At 66.5% G+C, this 11,228-nt stretch carries 14 protein-coding genes and 1 tRNA gene; 8 read left to right on the top strand and 7 right to left on the bottom strand.

The annotated features are described in order from the left end of the window. Nucleotides 1–285: 285 nt before the first annotated feature. Nucleotides 286–861 (bottom strand): methylated-DNA--[protein]-cysteine S-methyltransferase, encoded by a 576-nt coding sequence (locus tag C7I55_RS29285; RefSeq protein WP_106514648.1) that lies wholly within the window; start codon nucleotides 859–861, stop codon nucleotides 286–288. A gap of 166 nt (nucleotides 862–1,027) precedes the next feature. On the opposite strand from C7I55_RS29285, the gene C7I55_RS19370 reads away from it, so the two are divergent. Further along, the gene (locus C7I55_RS19370) at nucleotides 1,028–1,597 is read left to right on the top strand and encodes a GNAT family N-acetyltransferase (protein ID WP_106514647.1); all 570 of its coding nucleotides are present in this window, start codon (nucleotides 1,028–1,030) and stop codon (nucleotides 1,595–1,597) included. A gap of 44 nt (nucleotides 1,598–1,641) precedes the next feature. Here the strand turns inward: C7I55_RS19370 and C7I55_RS19365 are convergent, their stop codons facing one another. The 4 genes from C7I55_RS19365 to C7I55_RS19350 form a co-directional block, all read right to left on the bottom strand. After that, a complete protein-coding gene (locus C7I55_RS19365; RefSeq protein ID WP_233222306.1) occupies nucleotides 1,642–2,058 on the bottom strand; it encodes a response regulator in 417 nt (138 codons plus the stop codon). 65 nt (nucleotides 2,059–2,123) lie between these two features. Further along, entirely contained in the window at nucleotides 2,124–2,744 is a 621-nt protein-coding gene (locus C7I55_RS19360; RefSeq protein ID WP_158266506.1) for a response regulator transcription factor, read from the bottom strand. Next, a complete protein-coding gene (locus C7I55_RS19355) occupies nucleotides 2,741–4,636 on the bottom strand; it encodes a PAS domain S-box protein (RefSeq protein ID WP_106514645.1) in 1,896 nt (631 codons plus the stop codon). Before C7I55_RS19355 ends, C7I55_RS19360 begins: the two co-directional genes overlap by 4 nt. Nucleotides 4,637–4,729: 93 nt before the next feature. Beyond that, the gene (locus C7I55_RS19350) at nucleotides 4,730–5,251 is read right to left on the bottom strand and encodes a DUF1993 domain-containing protein (RefSeq protein WP_106514644.1); all 522 of its coding nucleotides are present in this window, start codon (nucleotides 5,249–5,251) and stop codon (nucleotides 4,730–4,732) included. Nucleotides 5,252–5,572: 321 nt separating this feature from the next. Here C7I55_RS19350 and C7I55_RS19345 point away from each other — a divergent pair, with 321 nt between their 5' ends. The 3 genes from C7I55_RS19345 to C7I55_RS19335 all read left to right on the top strand — a co-directional run bounded on the left by C7I55_RS19345 (nucleotide 5,573) and on the right by C7I55_RS19335 (nucleotide 7,645). Further along, nucleotides 5,573–6,451, top strand: coding sequence for a tyrosinase family protein (locus C7I55_RS19345; protein WP_106514643.1), 879 nt, complete (start codon nucleotides 5,573–5,575; stop codon nucleotides 6,449–6,451). Between the two features lie 80 nt (nucleotides 6,452–6,531). Continuing rightward, nucleotides 6,532–7,041 carry an RNA polymerase sigma factor gene (locus tag C7I55_RS19340; protein WP_106514642.1) on the top strand — a complete coding sequence of 170 codons (510 nt, stop codon included), beginning with the start codon at nucleotides 6,532–6,534 and terminating at the stop codon, nucleotides 7,039–7,041. After that, on the top strand, nucleotides 7,031–7,645 hold the full coding sequence (locus C7I55_RS19335) for a hypothetical protein (RefSeq protein WP_106514641.1): 615 nt from the start codon (nucleotides 7,031–7,033) through the stop codon (nucleotides 7,643–7,645). The genes C7I55_RS19340 and C7I55_RS19335 overlap by 11 nt, the downstream gene beginning before the upstream one ends. 33 nt (nucleotides 7,646–7,678) lie before the next feature. On the opposite strand, the gene C7I55_RS19330 is transcribed toward C7I55_RS19335, so the two are convergent. Beyond that, entirely contained in the window at nucleotides 7,679–8,737 is a 1,059-nt protein-coding gene (locus C7I55_RS19330) for an NAD(P)H-dependent flavin oxidoreductase (RefSeq protein ID WP_106514640.1), read from the bottom strand. Nucleotides 8,738–8,896: 159 nt separating this feature from the next. Next, a tRNA-Ser gene (locus tag C7I55_RS19325) sits at nucleotides 8,897–8,986 on the bottom strand. Between the two features lie 123 nt (nucleotides 8,987–9,109). Between C7I55_RS19325 and hspQ the strand changes: the two genes are divergently transcribed. From hspQ to C7I55_RS19305, 4 genes are all read left to right on the top strand, one after another. After that, nucleotides 9,110–9,487: a heat shock protein HspQ gene (hspQ, locus tag C7I55_RS19320; RefSeq protein WP_106514639.1), complete on the top strand. Its 378-nt coding sequence runs from the start codon at nucleotides 9,110–9,112 to the stop codon at nucleotides 9,485–9,487. Nucleotides 9,488–9,640: 153 nt separating this feature from the next. Beyond that, nucleotides 9,641–10,177, top strand: coding sequence for a 50S ribosomal protein L21 (gene rplU, locus C7I55_RS19315; protein ID WP_106514638.1), 537 nt, complete (start codon nucleotides 9,641–9,643; stop codon nucleotides 10,175–10,177). Nucleotides 10,178–10,195: 18 nt separating this feature from the next. Then, complete coding sequence (gene rpmA / locus C7I55_RS19310; protein WP_106514637.1) at nucleotides 10,196–10,465, top strand: 50S ribosomal protein L27; 270 nt, start codon at nucleotides 10,196–10,198, stop codon at nucleotides 10,463–10,465. A gap of 171 nt (nucleotides 10,466–10,636) precedes the next feature. Further along, the gene (locus C7I55_RS19305; RefSeq protein WP_106514636.1) at nucleotides 10,637–11,188 is read left to right on the top strand and encodes a GNAT family N-acetyltransferase; all 552 of its coding nucleotides are present in this window, start codon (nucleotides 10,637–10,639) and stop codon (nucleotides 11,186–11,188) included. Nucleotides 11,189–11,228 lie beyond the last annotated feature (40 nt).

The raw sequence follows: 11,228 nt of genomic DNA, 5'->3' as shown, positions 1-11,228 counted from the left end.
GCTCGCGAAGATCATTTGAATAAGGCCGCGTCATCCATGCTGGCCTCCTTCCAGCCAGCACCTTGAATCACGATCCAGGCCCTTTGGGAATCCCCTGCCAGATTCACAGAAAAATGATCATGCTCTAGCGGCGACGCGGCGAATCTCAGGTCCACATTCCCCGTTCGGACTGCGCTTGTCGAAGTCCTCCCCTTTTCTTGTGCTGAACAGTTGAGGAGAGGGCTTCGACAGCTCAGCCCGAACGGTGATCGGGTTTCCTGGGAACTGACGTCCTCAAGACGCGCATCACGAAAACAGATTGGTTTCCTCATGCTGGAGGAGCCACCGTTTCCGGTCGAGGCCGCCGCCATAACCAGTGAGCGTGCCGTTGGCGCCGATCACCCGGTGGCAGGGCACGATCACCGCGATCGGATTGGCGCCGTTGGCGAGGCCGACGGCGCGCGAGGCGGCCGGCGCACCGATCGTGGCGGCGAGCCGGCCGTAGCTCCAGGTCTCGCCGGGGCCGATCCGCAGCAGGGCCGTCCACACGCGGTGCTGGAATTCGGAGCCGCTCGCCGCCACCGGGATCGTGTCGAGAAGGCTGAAATCCCGCAGGAAATAAGCATCGAGCGCGGCGCGAACCGGTGCGGGCACCGGCGCGTCGCATGTTTCGATCGGCCCGTAATGACGCTCCAGCAGTCGCCGCATGCGCGGACCGTAATCGTCGAAATCGAGCGCCCGCACGCACCCGTCGCCGTCGTGGACGAGCAGCAGGGTTCCCATCGGAGATGGAATGCGATCGAGATGGAGCCGGCCTCCCGGCGGCGGGCTCCGCCGCACCGTGCGCCCTGCATCCTGCGTGATCTGGTCGGCCAAGGTCATCGCGTGCTCCTCCCAGCGCACCCTAGCAAGGCTGCGCCATCGGTGCCCACATCAATTGCAATGTGCGCTGCAGCCCGACGTCTGCTCCTATCAGGGGCAATCACGGATAGGCGCGGCCCGCGCCCAGTGCGACGTACAGGGCTGCCGGCCTTGCGAGAGAGGGACGATGACCACTTCGATCAACAACAGCGATACAGGGGCGGCCGACCGCCTGCTCCCGGGGTGGAGCGCCCAATTGACCACGCGCGACGGCGTGCGGCTAAACGTGCGCCCCGCGGCGCCCGAGGACGAGCCGGCGCTCGCCGACTTCTTCGGCCAGGCGACGCCGGAGGATTTGCGGTTCCGCTTCCTCACCGCGGTGCGCAAGATCGGCCACGATTTCCTCGAGCCGTTGGTCAATGTCGACCACAGGCGGACCGAGAATCTGCTCGCTTTCGACACCGAGACGGGCGCGCTGGTCGCGAGCGCGATGATCGCCGCGGACGAGGCTTCAAACACGGCCGAGGTCGCGATTGCGGTGCGCGCCGACTTCAAAGGCAAGGGTGTCGGTTGGACCCTGCTCGATCACGCGGCGGACCATGCCCGCCAATGCGGAATCAAGGCGCTGCAATCGATTGAGAGTCGCGACCACCGACAGGCGATCGGGCTCGAAAAGGAAATGGGCTTCGAGGCGAGCGCGTGTCCGGGCGATGCATCACTGGTCATTCTGTCGAAGAGGCTGGGCTACCGGGCCTGATGGTTCGCACGGGACGGCGGCCCCGTTTGCCGTCCCGGATGCGTTCAGACAGCCGGCGGTGATCGTCGGCCGATCAGCTCGGCGACCGAACGCTTCAGGAGATTTTCGGCGATCGGCTTGGCGAGCACGCGCTCGAAACCCTGCGCCTGACCGCGGAAACGGTCGTCTAGCTGGCCGCTGATCAGGATCCCAGGCCCGGCCCAGCCCGCGGCGCGCAACTCGCCGAGCAATTCCACCGCGTCCTTCTCAGGCATGATCAGATCGCAGACCAGGCAGGCGGCGCGCAGCGCCTCCGGGTCGCGGGCGAGGCCGATCGCGGACCGATAGGCGCGAACGTCATAGCCCTGCCCCTGCAGCAGCAATTGCAAGGCGCGGCGCACCGCTGCATCGTCCTCGACGAGCAGAACGCGCGGTCGATCGCCGCGATCGGGGGCGAGGCTGAGCATCGGGTGGTCCGTCATTTGTGGCGTCTTCGAGTGACACCATTATCGGCCGTCGCAACGATCCTGCCTTTACGGATTAGTCCCTATTCGGACGAGAGACCGAGCCCCGCAGCGAATGCGACACGAAGCGCATCGGTGACGCTGTCGACGCCGAGATCCGAGAACAGGCGGGCCCGTGCAACATCGATCGCCGGCGGGCTGAGGCCGAGCATGGCCGCCACCCCGTCGTTCGATGCGCCGCGGGCGATGTGACCGAGTATCGCCCGGGCGGCTGGATCGAGCACCGCAACTTTGTCTGACGCCTCCTCGAGGTACGCCCGATAGCCGGCCGGATCGAGGAGCTTGAGGAAGGCGAGATCCAGCGCCTGCTTCAGCGCCGACTTGGCGAACGGCTTCTCCAGGAAGGCGATGGCGCCGTCGCGCATTGCCTGCAGCGCCACCGCCAGATCGCCATGGCCGCTCATCATCACAATCGGGGAGTCGACGGCGGCCCGCCGAAGGCGCCTTTGCACTTCGAGGCCATCGACATCGGGCATGCGGAGGTCGAGCAGGATGCAGCCGGGCTTCAGCGCATCGGCCCCGGCGAGCAATGCCGTGCCACTGTCATAGGCGAGCACGTCATAGCCCATCACCTTCAGCATCAGCTGGATCGAGCGGCGGACCGGATCCTCGTCGTCGACGAGGTGAACCACGGGCCTGGTCACGGCACCGGCTCCGTCGGCGGCCGCATCAGGGTGAACAGGAATTCGGTCCCGCCGCCGTCCAGCGGGCGCGCGCGGATGCGGCCGCCATGCGATTCGACGATCGTCCGGCAGATCGACAGGCCGAGGCCCATGCCGCTGCGCTTGGTGCTGGTGAAGGCCTCGAACAGACGCTCGGCGATTTCGGGGGCGATCCCGGGTCCGGTGTCCGCGACCGACACCTGCACGGTTTCGGGATCGAGCAACGTCGTGGCGACGCTGAGGCGGCGGACCGGGCAGCCGTCCATCGCCTCGATCGCATTGCGCATCAGGTTCATCAGCACCTGCTGGATCTGCACGCGATCGACCAGCACCGGAGTCGCGTCTTGCGCGTAGACGAATTGAGGGGTGATCCCTTTCTCCTTGCTGCCGACCAGCGCGAGCGCGCTCGCCTCGTCGATCAGCTTGGGGAGATCCTCGATCGTCTTTGCGACATCGCCGCGCGCAACGAACTCGCGCAGCCGGCGGACGATGGACCCGGCGCGCAATGCCTGGCCCGACATCTCCGTGAACACTTCGCGGAGCAGATCCTTCTCGACCTCCTCGGGCCCATCAAGCAGATCGCGCACCGCCTCGCCGTAGCTCGCGATCGCGGTCAGCGGCTGGTTGAGCTCATGGGCGAGCGTCGACGCCATCGTTCCCATCGCGCTGAGGCGGGAGACGTGGATCAGCTCCGATTTCAACTGCTCGACCCGCGCCTCGAAATCCTTGCGCTCGGTGAGATCCTGAACGAAGCCGGTGAACAGGCGCTGGTCGTCCGTCAGTGCCTCGCCGACCGACAGCTTCATCGGGAAGGTGCTGCCGTCGGCTCGGAGCCCGGTGACGATCCGGCCGATGCCGATGATGTGGGCATCGCCGGTCGCAAGGTAGCGCTCGAGATAGGCATCGTGTCGCTCTCGGTCCGGCGAGGGCATCAGCAGGCTGACGTTGCGGCCGACCATCTCGCGCTCGGAATAGCCGAACAGTTTTTCGGCGGCCGCGCTGAACGAGATCATGATGCCCTTTTCGTCGATCACGATCATCGCGTCGGGAACAGTGGCGAGGATCGACTGCAGATGCTGCTCGCGTTTTTCCAGATTGCGCTCCGCCGCGCGCCGATCGGTGACGTCGTGAACTATGGTGGCGTATCCGCGCAGGACACCGTTCTCGCGCCACAGCGGCGTGATCGTGGCATCGGCAAGGAATTCCGATCCGTCGGCACGCAGATACCAGGCCTCGTCGCTATAGCGTCCCTCGGCACGCGCCTGATCGAGGGCGTCGCGCGCGCGCCTCGCGCCCTCCTCCTCGGCGGTGAACATCGCGCTCGGGCGGCCGAGCACTTCCTCCTCCCGCCAGCCGAAGACTCGTTCGGCACCGCTGTTCCAGCTGCCGATGCTTCCCTCCGGATCGACCATGAAGATGGCGTAGCGGGTCGCGCCTTCGAGCAGCAGGCGAAGCTCCTCGCCCGCCGCCCGCGCCCGCCCTGCCTCGGCCTCCGCGGCCTCGCGATGCTGCTCGCCGAGGCGCTGCTGGCGCGCGAGCCTGCCGCCGAGCCAGCCGACGCCCGCGCAGACGAGCACGAACAAGGCGGCCTGGACGAGAATGTGGACGGTCATGCGATCGGGCACGGCGACGAAACTGAGGCCGGCGAGAAGCGAGATCAGCCCGGCGAGCAGCCCTGGTCCACGCCCGCCGTAGAAGACTGCGATGACGACCGGCAGCACGAACAGCAGGAAGGGTGAGCGGTCGCCGAGCTGCGCCGTCAACGCGCCGCGGGCGAGATAGGCGGCGCCGACGGCCAGCAAAGCGATGAGATAGCCGAACAGCGGCCTCACCCGCCCTGCTCCGGGGCCGAAGCTTCGCGGCAAGAATGTCATCCGTCCCTCGATGAGCCCGATGCGTCCACATCGTCGGCCTTAGGCCGGGACAGGCCCCGGCTCAACGCGGAGCGCGCGCCCGGCGGTCCACCGTCATCCCTCGGGCTGAAGATTGGGCGGGCCGAGATGCTGCAGGTAATCGGGCTTGCCGATCGAGACTCCGGACGCACGCAGGATCGCGTAGGCGGTGGTGACGTGGAAGAAGAAATTGGGAATGGCGAAACCGGTCAGATAGGCGGCGCCGGCCCAGCGGTAGCCAATGCCGCCCGGAAAGCGAAGCTCGACCTCACGCGCTTCGGCGCCGGCGAAAGCGGCTGGATCGACGCTTTCGATGAAGGCGATCGTACGATCGCACCGGTCCTTCAGCTCGGAGAAGCTCGCTTCGGTGTCGGGCATCGACGGCGCCTCGACGCCGCACAGCCGTGCGATTGCATTTTTCGCCGAATCGGACGCCATCTGATATTGGGCCGGAAACGGCCGCATATCGGGCGCCAGCCGCGCCTCGAGAAGCTGGGCCTCGTCTTTCTCCGCCGCAGCCTTGTCGAGCCAGGCGCGCATCGTCCGTAGCGAGCGCACGAACAGGGGGGCGGAGGCGTCGTAGATGCTGAAGCTCATCGATCTTCCTTGTCCGGCATATCGCGGGCGTGACCCGCGCTTTCCTCGAGTTCCCACCTCTAGCCCGGTCTGCTCCCCGGATGCCAGCGGCGCATCGCCAAGTCGGTCCAAACAGGATCCGACGAATAACAGTTAATACATTTATAGGATTTTACCTCCACTTTGAAGTAATTGCGTGCAATCTGTCCCAAAACAATCAAAATGGACGTTAAATCCACAGCATCCAGTCGCACGATTTCGCGTGACCATTCTATCGGCGCCCCAATAGATGTGCTCAAAGGGAGGCGGCTGCGATCGCCATGATCGCGAGGGGCGAGGGTGATGACGTATTTGCGCCGCGACGTGCAGCAATTCGGAGGCGAGTGGGCCGATCCGATCCTGTGGTATGCCCGCGCCGTCGCCTCGATGCGGCGGCGCCCTCTGTCAGAGCCGACCAGCTGGCGCTTCTACGCCGCGATCCAGGGCTTCGATCCGCACCTCTGGCAGAAGCTCGGCTGGCTGCGCCCGTCCGACGCGCCGCCTGCACAGCCACTGATCGCGCTTTACTGGAACCAGGGGAAAAGGGCCGGACGTCATCTTCTCGCCTGGCAACGCTTCTACCTTCTCGCTTTCGAAGCCAATATCCGCGCGGCTCTGGCCGAACTCGGCGGCCCGAGGGATTGGGCGCTGCCTTATTGGAACCCGTTCGCCCCCAATCAAAACCGGCTGCCGCCCGCCTTCGTCTCTTCGGACTGGCCCGACGGACATGGCGACAACCCGCTGTTCAGCCCGCAGCGCTACGGCATGCCCGACAAGGAAACCGCCCCGGCAACCGACGACGGGATCGGCGGCGCCGCCGATCTCGCGCCTTCGGACCTCGCACAGGCCGAGGAAGCCCGTCGGCGTATCGGCGGCAAGGATCCCCAGCCGCCACATCTTCCCGGGCTGATGTTCGAGCAGGCCACGGCGGCGCTCGACCCGATCTTCTGGCTCCATCAGGCCCACATCGATCGCCTGTGGATGGCAGCGGGCAGTCGAACGCCCTCCGCCGACGAGACGCGCATCGACGCTCCCATCTTCACGATGCCGATGCCGCTGGGGCGGGCATGGGAATCCACGCCCGCCGAGATGGCGGATCCCACCCGCCTCGATTACGCCTATGACGATCTGCCGCCGCACCGGCGGGAACCGGGCGAGCGCGCGGGACCGTCGACGCCGTAGGTCCGCTACGATCGCCGGTTGCGCCGCCCGTGTAAGAAATCGGCGCCCCCAGTCGTCTAAGCGGTCGAAGGGGTGTGGCGATGAACCCGTCGGAGACCAAGTTCGCGGACTGGATGAGGGTGCATCTCGGCATCCTTCAGCGGATCAGCCGCGCCTTCGCCGATCCGGCGGACCAGCACGATCTTCTGCAGGAATTGATGATCGCCGTCTGGAAGGCGGCCCCGGCCTATCGCGGAGACGCTGCGGCCGCGACCTTCGTCTACCGCGTCGCCCATAATCGCGCGCTGACCTGGCGGCGGCGATGGGGTCGCAGCCGCAGCCGCGCCGCCGAGGCCGAGCGCGAAGCGGCGCGCGATGAGGCAGGCACCGGCGCGGATCCGGAAGAGGCCGCCCTCCTCGAGCGCCTCTATGCGGCGATTCGAGCGCTGCCGCCGATCGATCGCTCGCTGATCCTGCTGTCACTCGAGGGCATCGCTTATGCGGACATTGCCGCGCTGCACGGGCTCACCATCGGAAATGTCGGCGCACGCCTCAGCCGTGCGCGTACCCGTATCGCCGCTCTCGTGAAGGAAGCCGAAGATGGACTTTGAACGCCTCGAGCGCGCTTGGGCTTCGTCCGCGAACAGTCCCAGCGATGCCGCACAACATTATTTGATGGAGGACATGATGCACAGTCTCGCCAAGCGCCGCCGCACGTTCCAGCTCCAGATCGGGCTCATCGGCCTCGCCATGCTTGGCTGGACCGGGATGATCGTCCACGCCTTCCTGATCCGCCAGGTCGCCGATGCAGGACGGGAATGGGGCGCGGCCGTCATGCTCCTTCTCTCCTGGGGAGTCTTCGCGATCATCGTCCGGCAATATCTGAGGCACCATCGCGCCGACGCTGCCATGCCGGCCTCGGTGTCGAGCTCCGTGCCAGACGCGCTGCGCGCGCTGATCGACGACAATGCGGCGGCACGCCGGCGTATCCGCACGCTCGGATACGCCTTTCCACTGTTCGCCGGCGCGTTGGCGCTTTCCCTGTTTCAGCTGCTTCAGGTCGGCAAGATGACGCCGTCCAACCTCCGCGACGCTGCGATCCTGATGGGCGGCGCTCTCCTGCTCAGCGCCGCCACCTTCGCCTGGCGCTATTTTCGCGATCTGACGCCGGAAGCGCGCCGCCTCAAACGGCTTCTCTCCGACTATGAAAGCTGAGGCCGAGGCCAAGGTGCTTGGTCGCGCCGCCGATTAAGCAGCTCGATCGAGCTCCGCGGCAAGCGTCGCCACCAGCGCGCCGGCCGGCATCGCGCGCGCCAGCGGCGCCCCCTGCCCGGCCCACTGCGCGCCGAAGCCGAACTCCGACCGGGCCTTGGCTGCAGCGTTCAGCGCCTTTCCGAGATCATAGGCGATCGGATAGGCCGGGATCGCCTGCGCCGCGGCGTCCGCTCCCAGGCGCGTGAAGCGGTTGGCGAGGCAGCGCGCCGGCCGTCCGGAGATCGCGCGCGTCATGACGGTGTGGTGGGCCGCGTCTCCGGCAAGCGCCTCCCGATAGGCCGCATCCGCAAGGCTCTCGTCGCAGGCGATGAAGGCGGTGCCCAACTGGGCAGCGGCGGCGCCGAGCTGCAGCGCTGCGGCAATCCCGGCGCCGTCCATGATCCCGCCCGCGGCGATGACCGGCACCGAAGTCTCCCGAACCAGCAGCCGCGTCAACGCCATCGTGCCGATGCGATCGTCGGGCGCATCGGGATCGAACGACCCGCGGTGGCCGCCGGCTTCCCAACCCTGCGCAACGATGGCGTCGATCCCCGCCTGCTCCAGGCTGCGCGCTTCGACGACGCTCGTGGCGGTCGCGATCAGCACGATCCCGGCGGCGCGAAGCGCCCGAATGGCGGCCTCCCCCGGCAAGCCGAAATGGAAACTGACGACGGACGGGCGCGCGTCGAGGAGCATCGCCAGCATCGCGTGATCCTCGACGAAGCTGCGGTAGATTTCGGTCAGCGCCGCCGGCGGCGCGGCGCCGAAAGCGTCGAATTGCGGACGCCAGCACGCGATCCACGCGGCCTCCACGGCAGCGTCCGACACCGCAGGACGATGGCAGAAGAGATTGACGTTGAGCGGGCCGGCCGCCTTTTCCCGCGCTTCGGCGATCATCGCCCGTGCGCCCGGGGCATCGGTCGCGCCGACGCCGAGCGATCCAAGGGCGCCCGCCCGGCCGACGGCGGCAGCCATGGCCGGCGAAGAGACGCCCGCCATCGGTGCCTGGATGATCGGCAGCCGAATGCCGAAGCGGTCGCAGAATTCGCTCATCGCTCGGTCGCCCTCGACGCGAGCCGCCTGCGATCGTCGGCAACACGGTATCGAGGGGCGATGCGCATCGTGATCTTATGGTTCGGCGCGATCGCTTCGACAAGCGTGCGACGGTGACCCGCAGATCGCGGGGGATGCCGGCAGCTTAGCGGAAGAAAGTGGCGGAGAGGGTGGGATTCGAACCCACGGTACCCGTGAGGGCACAACGGTTTTCGAGACCGTCCCAATCGACCACTCTGGCACCTCTCCGCAAAAGGTCGTCGCGCCGGAACGAGCCGGCGGTTGGTCGACAGGCGGGGCGCTTAGCCGAGCGTTTCGCGCTTGCCAACCCCGCAATCTTGCGAATTCCGGGAGATTTCCTACATCGGCGGCATGCACCGCTTCGAAAAGTCCTCATCGGCGGAAGACGGCGCGACCGCGCCGATCATCCGCCACGCAGATTTCACCATCGGCGACGTCGTTCGTCATCGCCTCTATGATTTCCGAGGCGTCATCTACGACGTTGATCCGGTCTTCGCCAACAGCGACGAATGGTATCAGGCGATCCCCGAGGATCTGCGTCCGCCCAAGGACCAGCCCTTCTACCATCTGCTCGCCGAGAATGGCGAGTCGAGCTACATCGCCTATGTCAGCCAGCAGAATCTGGAATCGGATGACAGTGACGAGCCGGTCGACCATCCGGGGATCGACGGACTGTTCGACGCCTATGCGGAAGGACGCTACCGGATGCGACGGGAACGGACTCACTGATCAATGGGTTTCGACCCTACCGGAATTTAGGGGTCGCTCTTGGTTGACATGGAAAGCACCTCACTGTAGCAGCCCTCAACTCTCCTGCGCGGAGCCCCCGGCTCTCGCCGATTCCGCATGCGGGAAAAAGCTGGAAGGTAGTTGAGACAAGCCATGTTCGCAGTCGTGCGCACGGGCGGCAAGCAGTATCGCGTTGCCGCAGGAGACAAAATCGTCGTCGAGAAGCTCGCTGGTGAAGCGGGCGACACCATCACGCTGGGCGATATCCTTATCGCCGGCGAAGGGTCCGAGCTGCGCTCGACCGATGGCTTGACCGTCGCGGCGGAAATCATCGCGCAGGCGAAGGCCGACAAGGTCATCGTCTTCAAGAAGCGCCGCCGGCACAATTACCGCCGCAAGAAGGGCCATCGCCAGCAGCACACGATCCTGCGCATCGTCGGCATCGGCGATCAGCAGGCCGAGACCAAGCCGAAGGCCGCCAAGACGGCGTCCGCCCCGGCTCAGGATGCTGCCGAGACTTCGGCGCCGGCTCCCGAGGCTTCGGCCGAGGCGCCTGCCAAGAAGCCACGCGCCAAGAAGGTCGCCGCTCCGGCCGAGACCGAAGCGCACGTTCAGGCACCGCTCAAGGTCGAGGGTGCAGAGAGCCCGGCAACCGATACCCCGGTCGCCGACAAGAGCGACTCCGAGTAAGACGAAGGCAGATCAGAGATGGCACATAAGAAAGCAGGCGGTTCCTCCCGCAACGGTCGCGACTCGGCGGGTCGTCGTCTCGGCGTGAAGAAGTTCGGCGGCGAACAGGTTCTCGCCGGCAACATCATCGTGCGTCAGCGCGGTACCCGTTGGTACCCGGGCGCCAACGTCGGCATGGGCAAGGACCATACCCTGTTCGCGCTCACCGAAGGTCGAGTCACGTTCCGTGACGGCAAGCTCGGCCGCAAATACGTATGCGTCGACATGATTGCGCAAGCAGCCGAATAATTGGCGACCTTGCCAGGGTCGCCCGACGGGTGACCCCAAGGTACTCACAAGAGCACCGTTCGAGGGAGAGGGGTCACCCCCTCTCCCTTTTTCGTTTCTCCCTCGAAACTGTCACCGCGCTGAAACCTCGCAAGGGTAGCGGCGCGGGCAAGGCCCAGAGAGGAAGAGACGATGTTTGCAAGGACCGAGAGATTGCTGCTGCGGCCCGGCTGGACGCAGGACGCCCCTGCCCTCTACGCAGCGGTGGCGGACGAGGCGATCGTCCGTAATCTCGCCAGTGCACCCTGGCCTTATACGCTGGCGGATGCGGAGGCCTTCCTGACGACCGACCGTTCGCCGGCCGAACCCTCCATGCTGATCTTCCGCCGCACTTTGGGTGCGCCGCAGCTTGCCGGCGCGATCGGCCTCGGCCGCCGTCCCGATGGCGAGATGGAATTGGGCTACTGGATCGCACGCCCGTTCTGGGGCCTCGGCTACGCCACGGAGGCCGGCCGCGCCGTGATCGCGATGGCTCGCGAGAGCCTGCGGCTGCCGCGGCTCCACGCGGGACATTTCCTCGACAACCCCGCTTCGGGCCGGGTCCTGCACAAGCTCGGATTCCGCTCCACGGGCGTGATGCCGCGGTTCAGCGCCGGCCGGCGGGAACTGGCGCCCTGCCGGGAATTCGCCCTGGTGCTGGATGCCGAAGAACCGGCGGCGGCGGACGCACGCATGGCGGCGTGATGGCCATTCTTCCCTTCCCTGCAATTGCCGCCCCGTTTAG

This window comes from Allosphingosinicella deserti, from assembly GCF_003012735.1.
Taxonomy (GTDB): Bacteria; Pseudomonadota; Alphaproteobacteria; order Sphingomonadales; family Sphingomonadaceae; genus Allosphingosinicella; species Allosphingosinicella deserti.
The sequence above is the reverse complement of the archived record's forward strand: the minus strand, read 5'-3'. Positions and strand labels throughout refer to the sequence as shown.

Bases quoted from the DNA above. Each gene is read 5' to 3' on its own strand.
- C7I55_RS29285 (WP_106514648.1), bottom strand. From the start codon at position 861: ATGACCTTGGCCGACCAGATCACGCAGGATGCAGGGCGCACGGTGCGG.
- C7I55_RS19370 (WP_106514647.1), top strand. From the start codon at position 1,028: ATGACCACTTCGATCAACAACAGCGATACAGGGGCGGCCGACCGCCTG.
- C7I55_RS19365 (WP_233222306.1), bottom strand. From the start codon at position 2,058: ATGACGGACCACCCGATGCTCAGCCTCGCCCCCGATCGCGGCGATCGA.
- C7I55_RS19355 (WP_106514645.1), bottom strand. From the start codon at position 4,636: ATGACATTCTTGCCGCGAAGCTTCGGCCCCGGAGCAGGGCGGGTGAGG.
- C7I55_RS19350 (WP_106514644.1), bottom strand. From the start codon at position 5,251: ATGAGCTTCAGCATCTACGACGCCTCCGCCCCCCTGTTCGTGCGCTCG.
- C7I55_RS19345 (WP_106514643.1), top strand. From the start codon at position 5,573: ATGACGTATTTGCGCCGCGACGTGCAGCAATTCGGAGGCGAGTGGGCC.
- C7I55_RS19340 (WP_106514642.1), top strand. From the start codon at position 6,532: ATGAACCCGTCGGAGACCAAGTTCGCGGACTGGATGAGGGTGCATCTC.
- C7I55_RS19335 (WP_106514641.1), top strand. From the start codon at position 7,031: ATGGACTTTGAACGCCTCGAGCGCGCTTGGGCTTCGTCCGCGAACAGT.
- C7I55_RS19330 (WP_106514640.1), bottom strand. From the start codon at position 8,737: ATGAGCGAATTCTGCGACCGCTTCGGCATTCGGCTGCCGATCATCCAG.
- hspQ (WP_106514639.1), top strand. From the start codon at position 9,110: ATGCACCGCTTCGAAAAGTCCTCATCGGCGGAAGACGGCGCGACCGCG.
- rplU (WP_106514638.1), top strand. From the start codon at position 9,641: ATGTTCGCAGTCGTGCGCACGGGCGGCAAGCAGTATCGCGTTGCCGCA.
- rpmA (WP_106514637.1), top strand. From the start codon at position 10,196: ATGGCACATAAGAAAGCAGGCGGTTCCTCCCGCAACGGTCGCGACTCG.
- C7I55_RS19305 (WP_106514636.1), top strand. From the start codon at position 10,637: ATGTTTGCAAGGACCGAGAGATTGCTGCTGCGGCCCGGCTGGACGCAG.